Below are 20,700 nucleotides of genomic sequence, written 5' to 3' on the forward strand. Positions count from 1 at the left end.
GGAGCCGTGTGGAAGCCGGTGCTGCGGCTCGCTCTCGTCAACGCCTGCGGATCGGGTTCTTCAGCAGCTTCCTGCGTGCCGGTGCCTTCGGCTCCGTCGAGTCGGCGGGGGCGGTGGCGTCGCCGCCCCGTGCGAGGCGCTGCTTGAGCCCGGACAGTCCTCGTGACTTCCTGGGGGCCCGCTGGGCAGGTGCCGGCGTGTCCGTGTCGAAGGAAGCGTGGACGCCGGTGAAGGTGCGGGGGGCGCCGTGGTCGTCCGAGCCCGCGTGGACCCCCGCGGCGACACCGGCGAGTACGGGTTCAGGCGCGGAGACCGTCTGCTCGGCTTCGAGCGCGTGGCGCAGTTTCTCGCCCTCGACATCCACGTCGGGCAGGATTCGGTCCAGCCACTTCGGCAGAGCCCAGGCCCGTCGGCCGAGCAGGGCCATCACCGCGGGGACGATGGTCATCCGGACGACGAAGGCGTCGATGAACACGGCGGCGGCGAGTCCCAGGCCGATGGACTTGATCAGCACCTCGTTGTCGAGGAGGAATCCGGAGAAGACGGAGACCATGATGACCGCGGCCGCGGTGACCACCCGGCCGCTGTGCCGGAAGCCCTCCACGATGGCCTGCGTGGGGTCGGCGCCGTGGACGTACTCCTCCCGCATGCGGGAGACGAGGAAGACCTCGTAGTCCATGGCGAGTCCGAACACGACGCCGATCAGCACGATGGGCAGCAGGCTGACGATGGGGCCGGTCTGGTCGACGCCGAAGAGGTCCTTCAGCCAGCCCCACTGGAAGACAGCGACCACGACTCCGAGAGTGGAGGCCACGCTGAGCAGGAAGCCGAGGGCGGCCTTGAGCGGGATCACGATCGACCGGAAGACCAGCAGGAGCAGGACCAGGGCCAGGCCCACGACGATGGCCAGGTAGGGCACAAGGGCCTGGGAGAGCTTGCTGCTGACGTCGATGTTGACGGCGGTCAGGCCGGTGACCATCAGGTCGGCGCCGGTGTCCTGGTGCAGGGCGGCGCTGTGGTCGCGGATCTCGCCCACGAGGTCCTTGGTGGCTTCACTGGTGGGGGCGCTCTTGGGGACGACACCGAGCAGGGCCACATCGCCCGCCTGGTTGAAGGAAGGGGGACGAACGGCGGCGGCGTCATCCAGCTTGCCCAGCATGGCGTACGCGTCCTGGGCAGCGGCCTTGGGACTGTCGCTGCCCCGGGCGTCGACGACCACGGTGAGCGGGCCGTTGAAGCCCGGCCCGAACCCCTCGCTGAGGGTGTCGTAGGCGATGCGCTGGGTGCTGCCGGGAGGCTTTCCGGAGTCGTCGTTCAGGGCCATCTGCAGGGACATCGCGGGGATGGCCAGCAGGGCCAGGCCGGCCACCGAGACCGCGAGTACCTTGACCGGGTTGCGGGTGACGAACCTTGCCCAGCGCACGCCCATCGACTCGCCCTCGCCGCGCTCCAGCGCCTTCATACGGCGGGTCAGCATCTTGCTCTTCATGATCCGCATCCCGGCGAAGCCGAGCATGGCGGGCAGCAGGGTCAGTGCGATGATCACGGCGACGGCGACGGCGAAGGCCGAGGCCAGCCCCATCGAGGTGAGCATGCCGATGCCTATGACGCTCAGGCCGCTCAGCGCGACGATCACGGTCAGACCGGCGAAAACGACCGCCGAGCCGGCGGTGCCCAGGGCCCGTCCACAGGCTTCCTCGGGTTCCTGGCCGTCGCGGATCTCGTTGCGGTAGCGGGAGACGATGAACAGGGCGTAGTCGATGGCGACGGCCAGGCCCAGCATCAGCGCCAGGGTCGTGGAGGCCGAGGCCAGGTCGAAGAAATGCGTGGCGAGCGTGACCGACAGGACGGCCGCGGCCACCCCGAGGATCGCGGTGAGCAGGGGCAGTCCGGCCGCGATCAGCGAACCGAAGGTGATCACCAGGACGACGGCGGCGACCCCGACCCCGATCAGCTCGGCCGCCTTGCTCGCAGACTCGCCCTTGACGGCATTGCCGCCCAGGCTCACCTTCAGGCCGGCCTTCTCGCCCTGCGCGACGACGTCGGTCTGGACGGCGTGGGCCGCGCCGCTGACGTCGGCCTGGGCAACCCTGTAGGACACCTGGGCGTAAGCGATGGTGCCGGACTTGCTGACCAGGCCGCTGGTGAAGGGGTCGGTGACGCCCGACACCTGCGGCGACTTCTCCAGCTTCGCCACCAGGGACTCGACCTCGGCCTTGTTGACGCCGGAGGTGAGCTTCTGCCCGCCGGGCGCCTCGAACACCACACGCGCGGTGGCGCCGTCGGCGGACGCCTGCGGGAACTCCTTCCGCAGCAGGTCGATCGCCCGCTGAGACTGCGTGCCCGGAACGCTCAGGGCCCCGGAGGATGTGCCGGGCGCACTCATGGCGCCGATGCCGATGGCGGCCAGGACGGCGATCCACAGCATCACGACGATGCGTCGTCGCCGGAACGACAGCCGGCCGAGCCGATAGAGGAAGGTGGCCACGGATTACTCCCACCAGGAGAAGAGATCATTGGGTGAGCTGGGCCTGACTGACCCGCGATCTCAACCTAGGAGCGGTACCGGGCGACCATCCCGTACCGCGGAACCGAATCCGGCGGAGCCCATTAGTACCGCAGTACTACGCCCGGTCCTCCTCGAAGCCCGCCGGTCGGCGATGCACTGATCGAGAGAAGCGGCGGCCGGGCCACGGCCGCCGCGTGTCCTCAAGTACTTCCCGGATCACACCGACAGGAGATGATCCAGCGGCTACGTCCCTGCGCCCACCTGTCGCAGTACGAGCAATTGCCTCAAGGAGTACGCCAGCAGGCGTGCCGTAGGACTTACGGGGTTGCCGGATGACGCCGAGTGGCATGGAGCCACCAATGCTGACCGTTGGCTGCGCGGCTTTGCCCAGTGACGGCCTGGACATCAATGTGGGCCGCGATGCCGAACAGATCGCCGCCGCCCACTTCGGCATCGCCACCCGCGGCGACCTGCTGCGCTGGGCACGCCGGGACGCCGAGCCGTTCCTCGCCGAGCACCCACTCCCCGCCGAGCCGTTCCCGGTGCCGGATCCGGCACCGTACCTCGCCGCCCTCGCCGCGGCCGAGACATTTGCCGAGGTCAGTGCCGTCACCCAGCGTCTCCTGGACGCCGCCCAACCCGCTCTGAGCACGATGAGCGACCTCCTCGTGGCCATCGCCCGGTGGGGCGACCGCCACCGGGCCGCCGAGCAGGGGTCTGCGGCCAAGCTGCTGATGGAAGCGGCCAGCGGCAGCCTCTCCGTCCTCGCCCTCGCCGACGAAGCCGACCTTGCCGTCCTGCGCGTCATGTACGACCCCACGCCCGCACAGCCGCCCCCGGCTCCGAAGACCGCGCCGGGTCTTCCCCCGGCTCCGCCCGGCCCGCCGCCCGCCGGCCCGACTGCCGGCCGGTAGCACAACCCCCTGGAGACTTCTCCTGCGACCCGTTCCTTCATCACCCACCCCACCGCGACCGGCTACGACGGCATATACAGCAGCTGTACGGCCCCGCTGCCGGACCCCCGCCTCGATGACAGGCACGGCATCACACTCCTGGTCAGCCGGTGGCTGCCCTTCCGGAAGCTGCGCCGCGCTGTACCTCGGCACGCCCTCGGGGCCTGACATACGAGCCGCGATGAGCGCCGGACTGATCAGCTGCATGACCACGCCGGCGCAAGGCGCCGTGATTCCGCCCGCCGCCGAATACGCCTGCGACAACGGCAAGTTCGGCCAGGGCTGGCCCGGTCACGATGCGTGGTACGCGTGGCTGGACCGCACCGTCCAGCGATACGGCTCCGACCGCTGTCTGTGGGCGGTCGCTCCCGATGTCCCGTTCGACGCGGCAGGCGCGCTCTCCGAGTCCCTTCCCTGGCTGGCCCGTATCCGTGCCCTGGGTATTCCGGCCGCGTTCGCCGCGCAGGACGGATGCGACCAAGAACCTCCCCCGTCTCCTTCGCTGGGTCGACGAACTCGACCGCCATCCCTCTCTATTCGGGGCCGTGCACACCAATGCCCGCGCCCCCGAAGACACAGTCACAGAGCCAACGCCCGGTCGGCTCGCCCATCCCGAACCCCACCCTGGAGCCTTCCTGTCCACCGACGAGAACACCGGCACGCCGCCCGGTCCGGATGGCCGATACGTCCACGGCCACGCGGTTCTCCATCTCACCGACCAGCTCAACGCCTCCGCGTCGTACGAGCACGCCGCCGCACTGACCGACGAGGTCCCGCATCCCACTGACGGCCTGCTGGAACGCCTCCGGACTTCTTCGAGGCCGCAGCCGAAAAAGCTAAAGAATCCGAACTCGACGACGGCTTCGACCTGTACGACGGCTTCGAGGACGCGGCAGCCACCGTCCGCGGCCTCGGCGAAGACCTGCACCTGGCCGTCGACCGGATACGCGCTCTCGGTTCCCCGCCCCGCTTCAGCCGGCAGCCACACGCCACCAACCACAGCGCCGCCGTGACGGCACTGCCCCCGCAACCCGCGTCACCCGCCACCCAGCCCCGGCCGCTCACGCTGACCCCTCACCCACCACGCAATCCATGCCCCGGCCCCGCACCGACCTCGCCGCCTTCACCACCGCCGTAGCCGAACACCTGCCCGACACCTGGACCCCCGCGCCCACCACCGGCATCCCGCATACCGGCACCAGTCCCTGCGCCCCGTCGATCCCCGTCCATCTGACCGATCCCGACGACGGCCAAGTGCCGCCAACCATCACCGTCGGCACCGATCCGGAGCGCACTGCCCCTGCGGACGGCGCCGGCTGTTTCCCCGCTACGAGGAGCCAGCGCGGCAGGCGCGCATCCGGGCTCTTACCGCCCCTGCCGACAGCATCGTCCAGGCATCCGGCACCCGGGACACCGTGTCCGACAGCCTCCGCGGCGAGGGCGGCCGGGCTGAACAGCGGGCCTGCTTCACTCCTGAACGGAAAGCAGCCCTTGGCCACCGATGTCGACAACCCCGACCACCTGCTCCGCCTCGGCACACGCATCTCCCGATACGCCCGGCGGCTACCCGACCCGCGAGCGCACGACGACGAGATCCTCACCCAGCGCATCGAGGGCCGGATCGCGTCGATCGGGGACGATCACGCTCTCCTTCAGCCGCGATACCGGCATCGTCGCTATCGCCCATGGTGAGCAGTACCCCTGGGCGCAGACCGCCCTCGAAACCGCTGGCTTCCAGTTCGGTGACTACGGCACATATGTCCTCTCGGCGGACGATCCCGATACCGCCCGCGCCACGGTCACCGCCCTTGTACGGGCCGCGCAACGCCACCGGATCATCGTGACCACGAGCAGCCGGCGCTTCCTCGGCGATATCGCACAGGACCTTGCCGCGCAGCTGCCCGGCCGGTGGGCCGCCGCGCTGGAGGTCTACAACCACCCCGTGTGGCAGGAGGACCTGGTGCCCTGGCTGTGGGACTCGGGGGAACTCTCCCAAGCCGTACAGACGGGCCGCGTTCCCTACGCCGCGCGGCTAGGTGACGGGGCGGACATCAGCCTGCTGCTGATCGAGCGCCCCGGACACGACCAGGGATAGACGGCGTCCCTCTCGACCCGAGGCTGCTGCCCGAGCTGGAGGGAACCTTCGCCGAGCGCGCCTGGCTCGAATTCCATGACGTCCTCACCCACGCCCCCACCCTGCTGGAGAAGTGCCGTCCCGCCGGCGGCCGGCCAAAGGACGCCGCCGCGCTGCCGCGCCTGTGCGATGCCCTGGCCAGCAGCAAGCCGGCCTGCGACGAATGGAACGAGCGGCTGACCGACCCGACGTCTTTCCCTCCGGCGCTGATGGCCGAGTCCCCGGGCGAAGCCCGGATGCGGCTCGGGACACAGGTGATGCCGGCCATCGAGACGTGGCTGAGCGACAGCGAGTCATTCATCCGGCTCGCCCACGCCGCCCTCACCGGCGGGCCGGCGGCACTTCCCGCCGCCGACCCGCGTGGACCAGCCACCCTGACCTCCCTCACCCAGGCCGGCGCGCATCCGCCCGCGATCAGCGCGCCAGCGCGCCCAACACACTGACCGCCCCGAATACGGAACCCCCTCCATGACACACAACCACGACAAGGCCGCGGCTGACGGCACCGTCCACATCAGCCCCCGCTATCTGGCGGCGAGCCGGCCCACCCAGCACCAGGCACACATAGCGACGTTCGGCACGGCACGTGACTGGCTATGCCGGACGGGCGCGTTCACGCTCACGGCCACCAGTGTCTGCGGGCGCGTCACCGTGCACCACGACCAGCGGGCCGAAGGGCTCGGCCCGCACCTGGTCATCACCGCGCGCACCGGTCCCAGAGCCCCCGAACGGTGGAGAGCCGACATCGCCGGCAACACACCCGTCGAGGTCCTCGCCACTCTGACCACCACCATCGCCGACCGCCTCGAAGCCGACCCCGACCACCTCATCTACGGGATCGGCCCCGACCCGGACCTGATCGCTCCGAAGGTCGATGCACACCGGTGGGATCACATCGAGGACCACGGTCTCGCCGGGTTCCAGTCCCGTGACGGCCACGCCTTCATGATCGGCCGCCCCGACGACTCCCCCGCGCCACCCCTGCTGGGCGACGAGTCCCTCGTCTGGCACATCGGCGCTTCAACTGCCGAACACGGCGGGCTGTGGGCGATCTCCTTCACCTACCAGACCCCGCCGGTCGTCGTGAACTCCGTGCTCAGCCACACACTCTCCCCCGAGCCAGTCACCCGGCCCGCCACCGAGACCGTCCCCGCCGCTCTGGCTCCGCTCGTCACCGTCCGCGCCACCCAGCCCCACCCCGGCCACCGCCATTCGCCCCCGCTCGACGGACCACCGCACCACCCCGGCGCCCCCCGGCGCCACTAACCCCCACCGCCCACCGGCCCCTCACGCCCCCGATCACAACAGGAAGAGCCGCCTTCGCCTGTGGACCCATCCACTCACTTCATCTTCGGCATCCACCACGACTACGGCTTCGTCGCCCGCACCGCCCGAACATGCCCGTACAAATAGGCAGTTGGTTCCTGGCCCGCGAACAGTTCGAACAAGTCCCCGGCACTCCCGGCCTGTACCGGCTCCCCCCCGGAGACAGCCGGCCCACGGCGTTCCCGCCAAGCCGTCCACGACCTGCGCCAACTCGGCTACACCGTGAAGGCCGACCTCGCCTTCGACCCCGCCGCCACACCCGCACCGCCGCGGTCGGCCGTACGCAACGGGCTGCTGGAGCGCCGTACCCGGATTGCGCAGGCCGCCGGCATCCGCCCGCCCCAGCACGGTGCCGCCCTCACCACCACACCGCCCGCCGCCCGGCCGGTCCCGCCCAAGCCCCCCCTACGCCCCCAGCATCGGCGCCGCCCCGCCCGGCGGGCGGGGACAGGGCAAACGGGCGTGAGCAGTGACCCGATCCGCATCCTCCGGGGGCAAGGGGGCCAAGTCGAGGTCGAAGGGGCCGTCGATGCCTTCGCCGCCACCGCCCACAGACAGGCGGAGTTCATGACCTTCCCCACCCTGTACGGGCAATGGGTACGCCTGCCCTTCGACATGGGCGAAGCCTGGGAGACCGAGCACGCTTCCTGGGCCGCCGACATGCTCACCGCAGCCCGCTACCCAGTCGAGCTCGACCCCAGCCTGCGCATCGCGCCGCCGGACGACACCACGCCACCCGCGCCGGTGCCGCGCCGCCGTACCACGGCCGCGATGAACACCCGCTGTTCCGTTCCGGCGGCACCACGGGCTCGCGGCCGACGGCCTTCTTCATCGGCAAGGTGCCGCCGCCCACGAACCGACTCACATGCCGAACCCGTCGGCAAACTCCCAGCCGCGCCTGCGATATCGGCATCTTGAGTGCCGCCCAACAATGGGCCCCGCATCCGCGCCGTTGACAGCAAGGAACCTCTGCCCTCCGACTCCCATCACTCCCAGATCACCGTCGTCCACAGCCCCGGTCCCGGCATCATCGCCATCCCCTCCGGCGAGCAGCACCACCGCGCTCGCACAGCACCGCGGTCAACCGGCTTCGCACAGCGTGACGACGGCACCTATGCCTTCCCGCTGGCCGATCCCGTGCGCCAGAGCGCCGCCGTCGCGGAGCTGGTCGGCTTCGCCCGCGACCACAACGTCGCCGTCACCCTCACCACCGCCGCTACCTCGGCGACATGCCGAACACGTCGCCCGCCAGATACCCGGCCGCCGGAGCGCCAGGGTGGAGGTCTACGCCCTGGCCGCCGACCAGGACAACCTGGCGGACAGGCTGTGGGACGCCGGCGAACTCGCCGAAGCTGTCACGACGGCCCGCGTCCTGTACACGGCTGTCCTGAGCGACGGCCGGGGAACTGACCCCGGGGAACGCCCCGCGCCGCGTCGTCGTCACGGGCGAGCCCGCCCACACCGCCCAGGCCATCAAGGAGCGTCTGCTGCCCGTCTGCCACCAGGCACTTCACGCCCGCCGCATCAGCGAGGTCGCCCGCGCCCTCACCCGCGGTCGCGCAACGGAGCGGCCGTGGGACGCGACCGTCCGTACCCGCCGCACCAGTGACGGCACTCCACTGGACGACGAGCGCCTCGCCGGGCTGGAGGTCTGGTTCCGCTACCGGATGTGGGACGCCTTCCAGACGGTCCTCGACCACGGCCCGGCCCTGATCGACACCCATCACACATTCCCCCGGACAACGGCCGCGTCCGGCGCCGACGCTGAAGCGCTCGACCGGCTGCGAGCAACGTTCGACGCCGGCGCCCCGGGACCGGCACCGCCGCCTCTTCCCGTTCTGATCACCTCATCGACAAAGAAACCCTGCCTATGCCTGTTGCTGGTACAGCGTGATGTTCCAAGGGGGGATACCCTGCCCAAAGTCTCCCTGTGAGCTTTCGGGCTCGGAATGCCAGACGAGCGTCCCGGCCCGACTGAGCGACCCGGACGTGACCGACTGAGGCAAGGGGCACGACAGCGATCAGGGCTGAGTACTTGCTCCTGATCCCAAGTAGCGGGACTGATCGCTGGGGCTGCTCAGGCGGGTTGGAGTGTTTCGGCCAGGTGGTCGATGAGGGTGTTGCAGAAGGCGGGCAGATCGTGGGGTCCGCGGCTGCTGATGAGCTGGCGGTCGACGACGACCTCTTCGTCGACGACGTCGGCGCCGGCGTTGCGAAGGTCGGTGCGGATACTGGGCCAGGAGGTGAGGCGCCGGCCGCGTACGACGTCGGCCTCCGCCAGCGTCCAGGGTCCGTGGCAGATGGTGGCGACAGGTTTGCCGGTGCCCATGAACTCGCGTACGAAGGTGACGGCGTCGGGGTCGGTGCGCAGCTGGTCGGGGTTCATGGTGCCGCCCGGGAGCAGCAGCGCGTCGTAGTCGGTGACGGAGGCGTCAGCGACCTTCTTGTCGACGGTGAAAGTGCCGGCGGGGTTGATGTCGCTCTGGCGGGCGTTGATCTCGCCGGTGTGCAGCGAGAGTAGTTCGGTCTGTGCCCCCGCGCCGTGCAGTGCGCCGCGCGGTTCTTCAAGTTCCACACGTTCGACGCCGTCGGTCGCGAGGATGGCGACCTTTTTCCCCTTCAGTTCGTCGGTCATGGTGCGAGCTCCTTACTGAAGTCGCTTCCGAGGTTATGGGCTCTGGGCGGCGCGTCAGCCGGCGGCGGGGTGGAGAAGGACCTTGGTCCAGCCGTCGTCGCGCTGGTCGAAGTGCTGGTAGCCCTCGCGGGCCTCGTCGAGCGGCAGTTCGTGGGAGACGATCCAGGACGGCTTGGCCTTGCCCTGCTCGATCAGCTTGCACAGCTGCCGGTTGTAAGCCTTGACGTTGGCCTGCCCGGTTCCCATGGACTGGCCCTTGAACCAGAAGGGGCCGTAGTCGAAGGCGACTTCGCCGTCCTTGTACAACTTGTCGGGGCTTGCGGGGTCCTGCGGGACGAAGACGCCAACCACACCGATGGTGCCGGTGAACTTCACCGACTGCACCAGGTTGTTCAGCGTCTGGTTGGGGTGCTCGTGCCCCGAGGCGTCGTGGGCCTGGTAACCGACGCACTCACAACCGCGGTCCGCGCCGGCACCGTTCGTGTGCTCGTTGACCTGATCGATCGGCGAGCCCTTGGAGTCGTCGACAGGGATGGCGCCGATCTGTTCGGCCAAGGCCAGCCGGTCCGGCAGACGGTCGACGACCATGACCTGGGAGGCGCTCTTGAGGTTCGCCGAGAGTGCGGCCATCAGGCCGACCGGGCCGGCGCCATAGATCACGACGGAGTCCCCGGGCTGCACACCCGCCAGCTGGGTGCAGTGCCAGCCGGTGGGGAAAATGTCGGAGAGCATCGTGTAGTCGGCCTGCCGCTCGCGAGCATCCTCGGGCAGAACCAGGCAGTTGTGGTCACCGTAAGGGACGCGCAGGTACTCGGCCTGACCGCCGTTGTAGGGGCCCATGCCGGCGAAGCCGTAGGCCGCGCCCGCCATCGTCGGGTCGTCCGGTGTGGTCAGGCAGAAGGCGGTCAGCCCGTGCTCGCAGTTGCGGCAGAAGCCGCAGGAGATGTTGAACGGCAGACTGACCATGTCACCGACCCGCACCTTGTCCACTCCGGCCCCGACCTCGACGACCTCGCCCATGTTCTCGTGACCGAGGACGCGGCCGGTCTCCATCTCGGTACGGCCTTCATACATATGCAGGTCCGACCCGCAGATGTTCGTCGTGGTGATCTTCACCAGGACGTCCGTCGGACGCTCGATACGCGCATCAGGCACGTCCTTCACCCGCACGTCGTGCGGCCCGTCGTATACGAGAGCCTTCATCGGTCTCCCTCACTCTCGGCAGATGCTGAGCATGCTTCGGAAGTGGGCGCTGCTACAGCGCGGTACGACCATCGGAAGCCACCCACACATATAGCCTCCCACGCCCGCGAAAGGTGTCAAAATGGGCGAAAACGAGGCATCGGCGCGGCCGTACAGGAGACCCGTTCGACACCAACCGGTCACGGCGGTGCCCGGCCACTCCCGGGCGGCCGAGCACCGGAAAGGAGTCCCCTCATGGTCGACATCAACGTCGCGCTGCACGTACGGGTCGAGGCCCAGCCCGGCAAGGAGGAAGAGGTCGCCGCCTTATCTCCGCTAGGGCCTTGCCCTCGTGCAGGAGGAGCCCGGCACCGTCGCCTGGTTCGCCGTGCGCCTGAGCCCGTCCACCTTCGCCATCTTCGACGCCTTCCCCGACGACGACGCATGCCAGGCCCACCTCGACGGCCGCCTGGGCAGCGCCCTGACGGAGCGAGCCGGCGAACTGTTCACCCAACCGCCTTCCGTCGAGCAACTCGACGTCCTCGCCCACAAACTCCCCTGAAGACCAGACGTGGCTGGTCGGCCCGGCGCGTCGGACTGATCCCGACCCAGCCCAAACGTGTCTACCTGGAAGCGGAATCGCAGGGCAGACCGGCGACACGGCCGTAAGTGCCTGACGCTGTCGGGGATCTTGAAATCCGAAGGTGCCGATCATGAAGGACATGGCGAGCAGACGGTCCGTTCTCCCTGCTCAGAGGGTCGGTGTACTGGCGGGTGTTTGGCGGAGAACGCGTCGTTGTCCCGGTGACGGTTGGGCGAACGCATCGTTCGTGCTTCACCGTCCTGGTCGCTTGGGAACTGATCGGCACCCTCCCCCTACCCCTCGGCGTCGCCGGCCACGAGGGCTCCACCGACATCGTCGGCCTCAACGGCCTGCGCCTCCTGCGCGAGACCGCCTGGCCCGACTCACCAAGGCCACCGCGTGAGCAAACGCCGCGCCGCACCCGCCCCGGGGGCCGCACGGCCCGCCATCACCGTTTGCCGCGGCTGCTGCTGTGGCACACCCAAGGTCCCCGGCCTCGACCAGACCGCCCAGCTCCGCGACCTGCGCCAGGCCCTCGACGGCACGGCGACCGTGCGCGGCACCGACTGCCTCGACGCCTGCGAGCGCGCCAACGTCATCGTCGTCCAGCCCTCCGCCGAAGGTCGCAAGAACGGCGGCCAGCCCGTCTGGCTCGGCCTCGTCAACAACCCCGAGGCCGCCACCGACATAACCGTCTGGATCAAGGACGGTGGTCCCGGCCTCACCGGCCCACCCAACATTCTCGATCCCTACACCTTCCGCCCCTCCCGCCGCGTCCGATCGGATCTCCACGACGACGCATAATCCCTGCGCATAGTCCACTTGTTGGCAAGGTTCCGTGCTGCTGCCGAATTGGCCTTCGGCGGGGCGCCCGAATCACGGCTCGCGGGGCGCTTGCGCAACACGATCGCCTCGGTCCAGCGATCGGGCGCCGGTCTTGCCGCGGATTCGGTGGGCGGCGTAGCGGGCATCGTCGCCGCCGCTCTCCGACATCCAGTTCGCGGCGGTCTGCTCACTGAAGCCGAGCAGCGGGCTGAAGACGAACGCGGGGGGCTCGGCGGCGAGGTCCATGAGGGAAGCGTTTCTGGTGGGCTGGGGTCGGATGCCGAGCGCCTTGAGCCGGCGGGACAGGCTGACCGGCTCCATCGGTCGGCCGGCCCGGGCGCCGGGGAACAACCAGCGGCTCGGGCCGGGCTCCAGGCGATGGGCCTTGCCGGCCGGATGGCGCAGCAGCTCGCGGAGCATGCCGTCAAGCGGCGGCGGGATCTCCACCGGGTGGGTGCCCAGGCGCAGTCGCAGCGTGGTGCCGTCGCCGAGGACGTCGTCACGACTGAGCGCACAGATCCGGGACGGGGGTTGCGCTAACAGCAGCAGGAGCAGTCCGGCCGGACGGTCGCGGATGAAGATGTCGGGCTCGTGGATGAGCCGGTGCACCAGGCGCCAGCGTGTTTCGGCGGCAATGATGTCGGCGGCGAGCAAGCTGGTGTAGAAGGGAGCCGTCAGGGCTCGGGTGTGGTTGTGGCGGCTGGTCCAGTGCAGGAAGGACCGGATCCGCAGCCGCTCGGCCGGGCCGGTGACAAGGTAGGCGTCGATGTGGTCCTGCGTGCACGAAGCGAGGCTGCTGCTCTGTGCGGGCAGCCACTCCAGCAGACGGACGACAGCGCGGATCTCCTGCCGGATCCCGCAAGCTTGCCCGGGGCCGGTCGGCCGGTGCTCGGGCTGTCGGTGCAGGCGACGCAACGGCTGCCAGCGTGCCCACCGCTCGACGATCCGCCGCTCCCCCACGTCGGGAAGCCGCCCCAGCGCCTTCGGCAGCCACCGCTCGATCCGTGCGAGGTGTTCGTCACGGGCGGCAAGGATGCCGTGAGCGACGAGAAGCGCGCGCAGCTGGTCGGCCATATGTCCGTCGGCCACTGCGTCCAGGCTCTGATGCGTCAAGGGGCCCGTCGCGGTCGCGAGCGCCCGGAAAACAGCGCGGCGGGCCGGCGTCTTGTGCACCCACCGCAGGACCGTGCGGGCGTCGAGCGCGCGGAGCATGTCGACGACACCCTGTAGCTCGGGCCGCACCGCGCCGTCGGTTCAGGCGAAGACCTCGCGCAGGCTCCGGTCGCGCGCACAGCCCGGGCACATGCCCCGGTGGAAGAGGCGGGCGACAACTCCGCAGCGGGCACAGGGCTTCTTCGCGCTGGGATGCTTGGTCCAGCAGGTCTGGCACAGCCGACGGCCGTCGGGAAGGAGTGCGGAGATCCGCTAGGTCTTCCCGCAACCGTCGCACGCCGACGGCAGGGTGCCGCAGGTCGCGCTCAGAGCTTCCCCGTCCGCGGTGCGGTTGTTGACCCGGCGGTGCTGCCCGCAGCGCACGCACACCGCCTGACGCCGGGCCTTGGCCGTGCACGGCTGGCACCGGGGCGTCGGAGCGAGGTGAACCAGCACGGCCTCCAGGCCCCGCAGGTCGCGCACAGGGCGTAGGGATTGATGCAGCACGCCGGGCACAATCCGCCGTCGTCTGCTGTGCGCCGACGGCGGATGCGGAGCTCGCCGCAGCCGTCGCAGCGCCGGTGATGCAGCGGTTCCGTCTGACGGCAGGAGACGCACACTGCCTGTCCCTGCCTGTCGTGGCCGCCGACGGGCCGGTCCCGGCCGCAGCGGGCGCACCGGGCCGTCTGGCTCTTAGCCCAGCAGTGCGAGCAGCAGCGGATCCCTTCGCGCAGGCTGATCAGATTGGTGCTGGAGCTGCACCACGGGCAGAGCGGAACTACCACGCCGCTCGCGCCGCGATCGACCAGGATCTTCGCCAGGGCGGAGATCGACTGTGGGCCGCGGGCGCCAGTGCCCGTCAGGAGATCGGGACCATCCGACAGCGCCCACCACAGGCGCAGTTGCCCAGCCCGGCTCCGCTCCGCCTGCCGGACCGAGTCCTCCAGCACCGCACGCTTAAGGCCCGTGGACGCGGCGAGCAATCCCGTGATCTCGCGGACCGGGTCGACATCCTGGTCGGGCAGATGCTTGGCGCACCGCGGACGCCCGTCCCGGTCTCGGCCACAGAAGTCGCGCCGACCGCACTCAACACAGCGGCGGTCCTCGATCCGGGACCGGTTGTAGCAGGATCCGCGGATCCTCCCATTGGGCGACGTAGCCGTGAGAGGCCGCTGCCGACCGCACGTGGCACAACTCGGGAGTACCAGCCCGGTGGCCCCGCTCTCGGTCAGGGCCCGGATCAACCGCTCCACGAGCCGGGGCACCTGCGGCAGACCCGAGGTCAACAGGGACGGGTCGGACTCCAGGAGCCGGGCGAGCTCGCGCCGCTGCGGACGCTGCCGGAACACCCGCTCCACCGCGCAAGCCACCGCCTGCGGTGCGCAGGACGGATCGACCGTACCGACCACCTCGGCCACGACCACCTCGGGCTCCCGTTGCCACCGAGGCAGCTCCACCTCCGTCATCTACGACACCGAACGCGCCACCGCCGAAGCCCGAACCTCATTCGGCACACGGACCGCAGACCCCGAACCGCCCGCACAGTCACCGGAGACCGTGCCGGCCTACGCCGCCGACCCCGGCGACCACGACGCCATCCTCGACCAATTCCTCACCGCACACCCGGATTGGGAGAAGCGGCGGACCTGGGGCGACGACACCACCCACGCGATCCACGAATCACAGACTCTGCGCATCGAACGGGTCCACGAAGCCGAACCCCGCGAGACCGCCTTGACGATCGCCGCATACGAGACCCCGGATTCCGACCGCATGTGGCACCTCACCATGACCGGTCTCACCCCAGCCCCAATCCTGCTCACCCTGTTGGACGGGCTCGCCGAGCAAGACGTGTGGGAAACCACCCTCGGCAGCCCTGTCACAGAGAAAACCGTCATCGAGGCCACCCATCCCCTCACCGACGCGGGTTGGGAACACACCCTGGACGGACGATGGATCCGCTGGCAGACCCCCGAAGGCGACGCAGGAATTCAGTTCGACGCCTTCGCCGCACAAAGCCCATACAACCCCCTCGCCACCTGGACCCTGTGGGCCGGGCCCAGCATCGACCGGCCCACCTGGGCGATCCACGCCTTCCCCTACGCACCCGCCCCGATGATCGCCCGTCTGACCGAGGAACTCGCGCACGGCACCGGCACCCGCCAGCCCAGCCCCGGCGCACCGCCGCAGCCCACTCCGAAACCAGCCGCCATCGCACCGACCGCACCGACGCCCCAGGCTGACCGACACCGCTGACTGATGGACAAAAGTGTGACCCCGCGGACGGGGGATGCAGCAGGGCCACACCTGCACCGTACCGCGCGCGTTCTACAAGGGCTTGCGCTATCGCGGAAGCCGACGCAGCCCCCGGCAATCGGACGCACGCGCGTTCACTCCCAAGGTGCACGTCGACCCTGAGGCGCCCGGGTTGATGGAACTTACATCGCGGTTTTGGTCTCCGGACAGCCCAGCGGGATTTCGTGTCCTGGGCTGGTACTTCGTTGGTAGTGGGATCGTTGTGCGGTGGCTTGGTGTTTTCTGCGCCAGTGTGACCAGTTCAGTGCGTGGGTATGTGGATCGCAGGAGTCTGCGGATCTCTGCCAACGGTGAGGGGGACGAGGCCACGAGTGCATGAGCCCCACCAAGACGGCCGAGGCCCCAGCGGCCAAGCAGGCGGGGTGGTCCTGGTCCTGGAAGGAGAGTTGCCAGGTCCCGCCCACCAGAATGCCGCTGCCCGGCGACCCCGAGGACGCGGCGATCGACGAAGCCTGCCGGGACCTGCGGCTTCCCGCGTTCCGGGAACGGTTCGTGGACCTGTCCGCCACCGCCCGCCGAGAGCAGTCGACCTGCGATCGCGGAGGCCGGACTGTCCGTCCGCTACACCACCACCTAGGCACTGGTGAAACAAACTCGCCGAGGCCGAGGCAGCCAGACGCCTGTCCTCACTGATGGCCCGCTACACCAAGGTCGACCTGCTCTGCCTGGACGAATTCGGATACGCGAACCTCGACAAGAAGGGCGCCAAACTGCTCTTCCAGATCTTCACCGAACGCGAGGAACGCAAGGCCACCGCGGTCGCCACGAACTCCCCGTTCGCCGAATGGGACAAGACCTTCGGCAATCGCCGACTCTGCGCGGCCATCGCCGACCGGATCACGTTCCGCTGCAGCTTGATCCAGACCGGTACCGAGTCCTCACGTCATGTACCCCTGGGCCTCGTTCTGCCGCTGGAAGAGCATGCGCTCCCGGTACACGGCCTCCACCGTATCGAGTCCCATCAGCACCCAGTTGCCCAGCATGAACACGGCACTGGTAAGACTGTCCGCGCCGGCGCGCATCCGCCACAGCGCCTTCACCCCATCGGACACATGAACACCCATGGTGTCTTCCGGCGCGGCAATCTCATCCTCGGATGCTCCCGCCTTCAGCGAAGCGAAGGAAGCCGGGGCGTGCTCCACAAGCCATGATTTGAGGTGCCCCGAGGTTTCCGGACAGGAACCCAATAGGATCCCTGTGTAAGGAAACGAGAAGTAAGACGTGGCACCGCCCAGCAAGTACTCGCCGGGATCCGGGCGCCCAGGGCGATACCGATACCGGGAACCGACTGGATCGCCGCCGCTTGCGGATATCGGCGACCTGGCCCTGGAGAAACGAACTGGCCACGGCCTTCGGCCACTTCGCAGCACTGCCCCGCCCCGCCAACTGACCGGCAAACCCAGGCCCGTCACGACCCGAAGGATCCCGGAGAACCCGACCACCGCGCCACGACTCCGCCGCGCCCGAGCACCGAAATCGCACCGGCCACCCGACAGTGGCCCCCTCAGCGACGCCTCTATCACCTCAACCGAAACGGCGAAGTTAGTGCTCCAGCTGTAGATCGTGATCAGGCGCCGTGAGACGCTGCTCTTCATGATCGCCAAGCTGCAGTGTGTGGTGCTGGACTGTGCCGATGTCGTTGAGCTGTCCCGGTTCTACCAGTCGCTTCTCGGCGGCGTAGTGAACCAGCCGGATCCGCGGTGGTCACTCGGCGACGGCTGGGCGACGCTCCACACCGACGGGCTCGTGCTGGCTTTCCAGCGAGTGGAAGACCATCAGCAGCCACGGTGGCCGGATCCCGCTCGGCCCCAGCAGTTCCATCTCGACCTGGGTGTCCCGGACCTGAACCGAGCTCAGGAAGACGTTCTCAATCTGGGCGCCTCACTGCTCGATGAGGGGGACGGGAAGCGCAGTTGGCGCATCTTCGCGGATCCGGCAGGTCACCCGTTCTGTCTCGTCCGGGAGTGACAGGAGACGCCGCAGCGGTGCGGCCACCGTCGACCATCGTGAGTTGTGTGGACTAACAATGAGACGGTGGCCGCAGGCCACAGCATAGATCCCGCCCGGTGGCGGGAGTCGTTCGAGGTGGCCATGAGCCGGATTGCGGGCCGGTTCGCCCGGGTCGAACCCCGGCTGCGGGCCGGGCGGTTGGTGCTGGGCCTGCTGTCGGACCTGCCGCGCGAAAACTGCCGGACGATCGCGGAGTGGGCCGGGGAGAGGACCCCGCACGGCATGCAGCACCTGCTGTGCCGGGCCTCCTGGGATGCCGACGCCGTCCGCGAAAACGTCGTCGAGCACCTCCACGACGAGGAAGCGGTGCTGGTCGTCGACGAGACCGGTGACCTGAAGAAGGGCACCCACACCGTCGGGGTCCAGCGCCAGTACACCGGCACCGCCCGGCGGATCGAGAACTCCCAGGTCGCCGTCCACCTCGTCTACGCGGGCGAGCGGGGACACGCGGCGGTGGACCCGGAGCTGTACATCCCGCGCTCCTGGACATGTGACCCGGACCGCTGCCGGGCAGCGGGGCTCGGCGAGGACACCGTCTTCGCGACCAAGCCCGAACTGGCCCGCACGATGATCGAACGCTTCCTGGACGCCGGACACCACGTGGACTGGGTCACCGGTGACGAGGTCTATGGCGGCAACCCGAAACTGCGCACGGCTCTGGAGGAACGCGGCATCGGCTATGTCCTCGCGGTGGCCTGTTCGGCCGAAGTGTCCACCAGCGCGGGCACCTTCCGTGCCGACGCGCTGGCGAAGAAGGTTCCGAAGCGGGCCTGGCAGAAGCTCTCAGCCGAACCCGGTGCGAAGGGACAGCGGTTCTACGACCGGGCCGTCATCGACCTCGCCGACTCAGCGCCGGGCAGGCGTCAGCTGCTGATCCGCCGCAACCGCACCACCGGGAACTCGCCTACTACCGCTGTCATTCGGCCGGGCCGGTTCCCCTGGCCGCCCTGGTCAAGGTCGCCGGCTCCAGGTGGCGGGTGGAGGAGACTTTCCAGACCGAGAAGGGGCTGGCGGGACTCGACGAGCACCAGGTCCGCCGCTACCCCTCCTGGGCCCGCTGGGTCACCCTGTCCATGCTCGCCCACGCCTTCCTCGCGGTCGTCCGCGCAGACGAACACGCCTACCGTCCCGGGCCAGCCGACCTGGTCCCGCTGTCTTGCAACGAGATCCAGCGACTGTTCACTACGGTTGCCGTCCAGCCGCTGCACGACATGGCCCACCGACTCGGCTGGTCCGACCGGCGACGCCGCCATCAGGCCCGATCCCGCACCAGTCATTACCGACGACAAGCCGCATCCCAGACATGAAGATCACGATCTACAGCTGGAGTGCCGCCTCCCGTCCGATAGCGGCTGTTGGGAATCCGATCGGTAGGCGCTAATTCCCGAGGCAAAGGATGGTCTGGCCGAAGTCGGCTGGGAGCGGTGGCACTCCGGGGCATTTCACACGGTATGCGCGCGAGCAAATACGGGGGCGGCATCCCCGCCGCTTGCTACGCCTCCAGCATCGGCATCCACGACCGCGCCACCGCGACCACCCTCGCCGCCAACTGCCCCTACCCGGAGCCGGCCTTCCGCCAGTTCCTCGACTGGCTCAGCCAGCTCACCACCGACGAGATCACCACGCTCACTCACCCCGACACCGCCCGACTCCTCATCCGCAGCACCGAACGCCGCAGCCACCGAGCCACCCAGGCCGCAATCCTCAGCAGTACCGGGACCTTCACCTGCCCCCTGCGCGGCGTCCGCCACAGCGGCAACGACGCCCACCTCGCGCAGCTGCCGATCGGCACCCCCCTCGGTCCCTTTCTGGGACAACTGGCCACCTGGGGCCAGCAGCTCCGCGCAGGGCTTCACCCACCCTCGGACACCTCATTGATATACGCCACCCTGGCAGGGACCTGCCCAACAGAGCGCCTGACGCCCCATCAGAACGAGCGTCAAATGAGCGTCACGAGCGTCATTTCAGCGTCAAGATATCGCCCGTAATGCCCACACCGCACATAATGCGCATCGATAAAGCCGCAGTTCAGGAGCCCCTCACGGCCGGCTCAAGGACCGCCCCGCCACTCCACGTGGTGCGTCATCGGGAACACGTCGACGGCCGTTCCGGAGGGCAGTTCCGATGCGCGTCCACTGCCCCGGAATCACGATCCGTTGACCACCGTGACGGCAGCCATACGGGCGGCGACGCCGGTTATTCGCAGGGCGTTGGCCGAGCACCCACCCTGGCAGCCTCCTCAAGGCATTCGTGCACGGCGGTGATGAATGCGTCTCGCTCCTCGTAGAACTCGGTGCGCGGCCGCAGTCACCGGTCCTCACCGGCCAACCACTCCCAGCACACTGACGAATGAGCGACAGCGAGTAACCCTACGCATTGCATGGCCGACGACCGAAGAGAGCAGGGGCAGTACCCCTGTCACCTGCCCCAGGGGCCGAGCCCCAGCAAAAGAAGGATCCCGCCGGCTCCTCACCTCTTCGGTCAACAAGACATTCGCCTCCTGCGGTGGCGGTCCCGGCTGCGTCTTCGCCTGGACGGCACGTGCTGTGTCGGCGCGTGGCGGGGGGCTACATAGCACGTGATCGCCGGTTTCGGTAACCGGGGAATCTTCGGAGACTTGAAGGGCGACTTACCCCCACGCGCCCCCTACGCCGCGCACACTCCGCCGCTGCCCGTCCCGCCCCTTCACAGGACTCCAGGACGGCCCCCTCCACCCCGCCAGAAGCACCCACCACCGCCGAGCCGGCCGCCCTGCTGCCCGGCCCCTGGTACTCGACCGAGGAACTCGCCGACATCCTCCACGTCGATCCCTCCACACTGCGCCGCTGGCGCATCGCACACCCCCGCCAAGGCCCCCCGTACGTACAGATGAGCAAGCGCGTCATCCTGTACAGCGCCCGCGATGTCGAACACTGGATCGCCCAGCGCCGCGTCTCCCCGGGCCGGCCGCCTGATGCCCCACACCGAGACCGTCCCGCTCGGTGTGCGGGTGTCAAGTGACATCGAGCACCGCCCCGACCGGCCCTCCCCCTACCGCGCCCGCGTCCGCTGATCCGACCCCGTCCCCAAACGCCG

At 69.2% G+C, this 20,700-nt stretch carries 15 protein-coding genes and 2 pseudogenes; 12 read left to right on the plus strand and 5 right to left on the minus strand.

From position 1 onward, the window contains the following. Nucleotides 1-37: 37 nt before the first annotated feature. On the minus strand, nt 38-2,488 hold the full coding sequence (locus tag AB0M67_RS29000; protein WP_365750179.1) for an MMPL family transporter: 2,451 nt from the start codon (nt 2,486-2,488) through the stop codon (nt 38-40). 380 nt (nt 2,489-2,868) lie between these two features. Between AB0M67_RS29000 and AB0M67_RS29005 the strand changes: the two genes are divergently transcribed. The 4 genes from AB0M67_RS29005 to AB0M67_RS29020 all read left to right on the plus strand — a co-directional run bounded on the left by AB0M67_RS29005 (nt 2,869) and on the right by AB0M67_RS29020 (nt 6,862). Next, nucleotides 2,869-3,423 (plus strand): hypothetical protein, encoded by a 555-nt coding sequence (locus AB0M67_RS29005; protein WP_365750181.1) that lies wholly within the window; start codon nt 2,869-2,871, stop codon nt 3,421-3,423. 1,540 nt (nt 3,424-4,963) lie between these two features. Continuing rightward, complete coding sequence (locus AB0M67_RS29010) at nt 4,964-5,557, plus strand: hypothetical protein (protein WP_365750183.1); 594 nt, start codon at nt 4,964-4,966, stop codon at nt 5,555-5,557. A 248-nt stretch (nt 5,558-5,805) separates the two neighbouring features. Next, nucleotides 5,806-6,039: a hypothetical protein gene (locus AB0M67_RS29015; RefSeq protein WP_365750185.1), complete on the plus strand. Its 234-nt coding sequence runs from the start codon at nt 5,806-5,808 to the stop codon at nt 6,037-6,039. Nucleotides 6,040-6,064: 25 nt separating this feature from the next. Next, on the plus strand, nt 6,065-6,862 hold the full coding sequence (locus AB0M67_RS29020) for a DUF317 domain-containing protein (RefSeq protein WP_365750187.1): 798 nt from the start codon (nt 6,065-6,067) through the stop codon (nt 6,860-6,862). A 1,415-nt stretch (nt 6,863-8,277) separates the two neighbouring features. Here the strand turns inward: AB0M67_RS29020 and AB0M67_RS29025 are convergent. The 3 genes from AB0M67_RS29025 to AB0M67_RS29035 all read right to left on the minus strand — a co-directional run bounded on the left by AB0M67_RS29025 (nt 8,278) and on the right by AB0M67_RS29035 (nt 10,760). After that, on the minus strand, nt 8,278-8,646 hold the full coding sequence (locus AB0M67_RS29025) for a hypothetical protein (RefSeq protein ID WP_365750188.1): 369 nt from the start codon (nt 8,644-8,646) through the stop codon (nt 8,278-8,280). A gap of 353 nt (nt 8,647-8,999) precedes the next feature. Beyond that, a complete protein-coding gene (locus tag AB0M67_RS29030) occupies nt 9,000-9,557 on the minus strand; it encodes a type 1 glutamine amidotransferase domain-containing protein (RefSeq protein WP_365750190.1) in 558 nt (185 codons plus the stop codon). A gap of 54 nt (nt 9,558-9,611) precedes the next feature. Beyond that, a complete protein-coding gene (locus tag AB0M67_RS29035; RefSeq protein ID WP_365750192.1) occupies nt 9,612-10,760 on the minus strand; it encodes a glutathione-independent formaldehyde dehydrogenase in 1,149 nt (382 codons plus the stop codon). A gap of 234 nt (nt 10,761-10,994) precedes the next feature. Between AB0M67_RS29035 and AB0M67_RS29040 the strand changes: the two are divergent. Both AB0M67_RS29040 and AB0M67_RS29045 read left to right on the plus strand, forming a co-directional pair. Next, nucleotides 10,995-11,301 (plus strand): annotated as a pseudogene (locus AB0M67_RS29040) (antibiotic biosynthesis monooxygenase). Between the two features lie 420 nt (nt 11,302-11,721). Then, nucleotides 11,722-12,126: a (2Fe-2S) ferredoxin domain-containing protein gene (locus AB0M67_RS29045; protein ID WP_365750194.1), complete on the plus strand. Its 405-nt coding sequence runs from the start codon at nt 11,722-11,724 to the stop codon at nt 12,124-12,126. Between the two features lie 72 nt (nt 12,127-12,198). Here the strand turns inward: AB0M67_RS29045 and AB0M67_RS29050 are convergent, their stop codons facing one another. After that, nucleotides 12,199-13,359, minus strand: coding sequence for a hypothetical protein (locus tag AB0M67_RS29050; protein WP_365750196.1), 1,161 nt, complete (start codon nt 13,357-13,359; stop codon nt 12,199-12,201). A gap of 1,497 nt (nt 13,360-14,856) precedes the next feature. Between AB0M67_RS29050 and AB0M67_RS29055 the strand changes: the two genes are divergently transcribed. From AB0M67_RS29055 to AB0M67_RS29080, 6 genes and pseudogenes are all read left to right on the plus strand, one after another. Then, the gene (locus AB0M67_RS29055) at nt 14,857-15,555 is read left to right on the plus strand and encodes a DUF317 domain-containing protein (RefSeq protein ID WP_365750198.1); all 699 of its coding nucleotides are present in this window, start codon (nt 14,857-14,859) and stop codon (nt 15,553-15,555) included. 692 nt (nt 15,556-16,247) lie between these two features. Further along, on the plus strand, nt 16,248-16,766 hold the full coding sequence (locus AB0M67_RS29060; protein ID WP_365750200.1) for an ATP-binding protein: 519 nt from the start codon (nt 16,248-16,250) through the stop codon (nt 16,764-16,766). A 442-nt stretch (nt 16,767-17,208) separates the two neighbouring features. Beyond that, a complete protein-coding gene (locus AB0M67_RS29065; protein ID WP_365750202.1) occupies nt 17,209-17,583 on the plus strand; it encodes a VOC family protein in 375 nt (124 codons plus the stop codon). A 123-nt stretch (nt 17,584-17,706) separates the two neighbouring features. Beyond that, nucleotides 17,707-18,932 (plus strand): annotated as a pseudogene (locus tag AB0M67_RS29070) (IS701 family transposase). A 144-nt stretch (nt 18,933-19,076) separates the two neighbouring features. Continuing rightward, the gene (locus AB0M67_RS29075) at nt 19,077-19,613 is read left to right on the plus strand and encodes a hypothetical protein (RefSeq protein WP_365750204.1); all 537 of its coding nucleotides are present in this window, start codon (nt 19,077-19,079) and stop codon (nt 19,611-19,613) included. Between the two features lie 766 nt (nt 19,614-20,379). Beyond that, nucleotides 20,380-20,625, plus strand: a complete 246-nt coding sequence (locus tag AB0M67_RS29080; RefSeq protein ID WP_365750308.1) for a helix-turn-helix domain-containing protein — start codon at nt 20,380-20,382, stop codon at nt 20,623-20,625. Nucleotides 20,626-20,700: the final 75 nt, after the last annotated feature.

The organism is Streptomyces sp. NPDC051662 (genome assembly GCF_040681655.1).
GTDB lineage: Bacteria > Actinomycetota > Actinomycetes > Streptomycetales > Streptomycetaceae > Streptomyces.

Coding starts and splice junctions, on each gene's coding strand:
- AB0M67_RS29010 (WP_365750183.1), top strand. CDS start 4,964: ATGTCGACAACCCCGACCACCTGCTCCGCCTCGGCACACGCATCTCCC.
- AB0M67_RS29060 (WP_365750200.1), top strand. CDS start 16,248: ATGGCCCGCTACACCAAGGTCGACCTGCTCTGCCTGGACGAATTCGGA.
- AB0M67_RS29075 (WP_365750204.1), top strand. CDS start 19,077: ATGCGCGCGAGCAAATACGGGGGCGGCATCCCCGCCGCTTGCTACGCC.
- AB0M67_RS29015 (WP_365750185.1), top strand. CDS start 5,806: ATGGCCGAGTCCCCGGGCGAAGCCCGGATGCGGCTCGGGACACAGGTG.
- AB0M67_RS29020 (WP_365750187.1), top strand. CDS start 6,065: ATGACACACAACCACGACAAGGCCGCGGCTGACGGCACCGTCCACATC.
- AB0M67_RS29025 (WP_365750188.1), bottom strand. CDS start 8,646: ATGGGTGTCGATCAGGGCCGGGCCGTGGTCGAGGACCGTCTGGAAGGC.
- AB0M67_RS29065 (WP_365750202.1), top strand. CDS start 17,209: ATGATCGCCAAGCTGCAGTGTGTGGTGCTGGACTGTGCCGATGTCGTT.
- AB0M67_RS29030 (WP_365750190.1), bottom strand. CDS start 9,557: ATGACCGACGAACTGAAGGGGAAAAAGGTCGCCATCCTCGCGACCGAC.
- AB0M67_RS29050 (WP_365750196.1), bottom strand. CDS start 13,359: ATGCTCCGCGCGCTCGACGCCCGCACGGTCCTGCGGTGGGTGCACAAG.
- AB0M67_RS29035 (WP_365750192.1), bottom strand. CDS start 10,760: ATGAAGGCTCTCGTATACGACGGGCCGCACGACGTGCGGGTGAAGGAC.
- AB0M67_RS29005 (WP_365750181.1), top strand. CDS start 2,869: ATGCTGACCGTTGGCTGCGCGGCTTTGCCCAGTGACGGCCTGGACATC.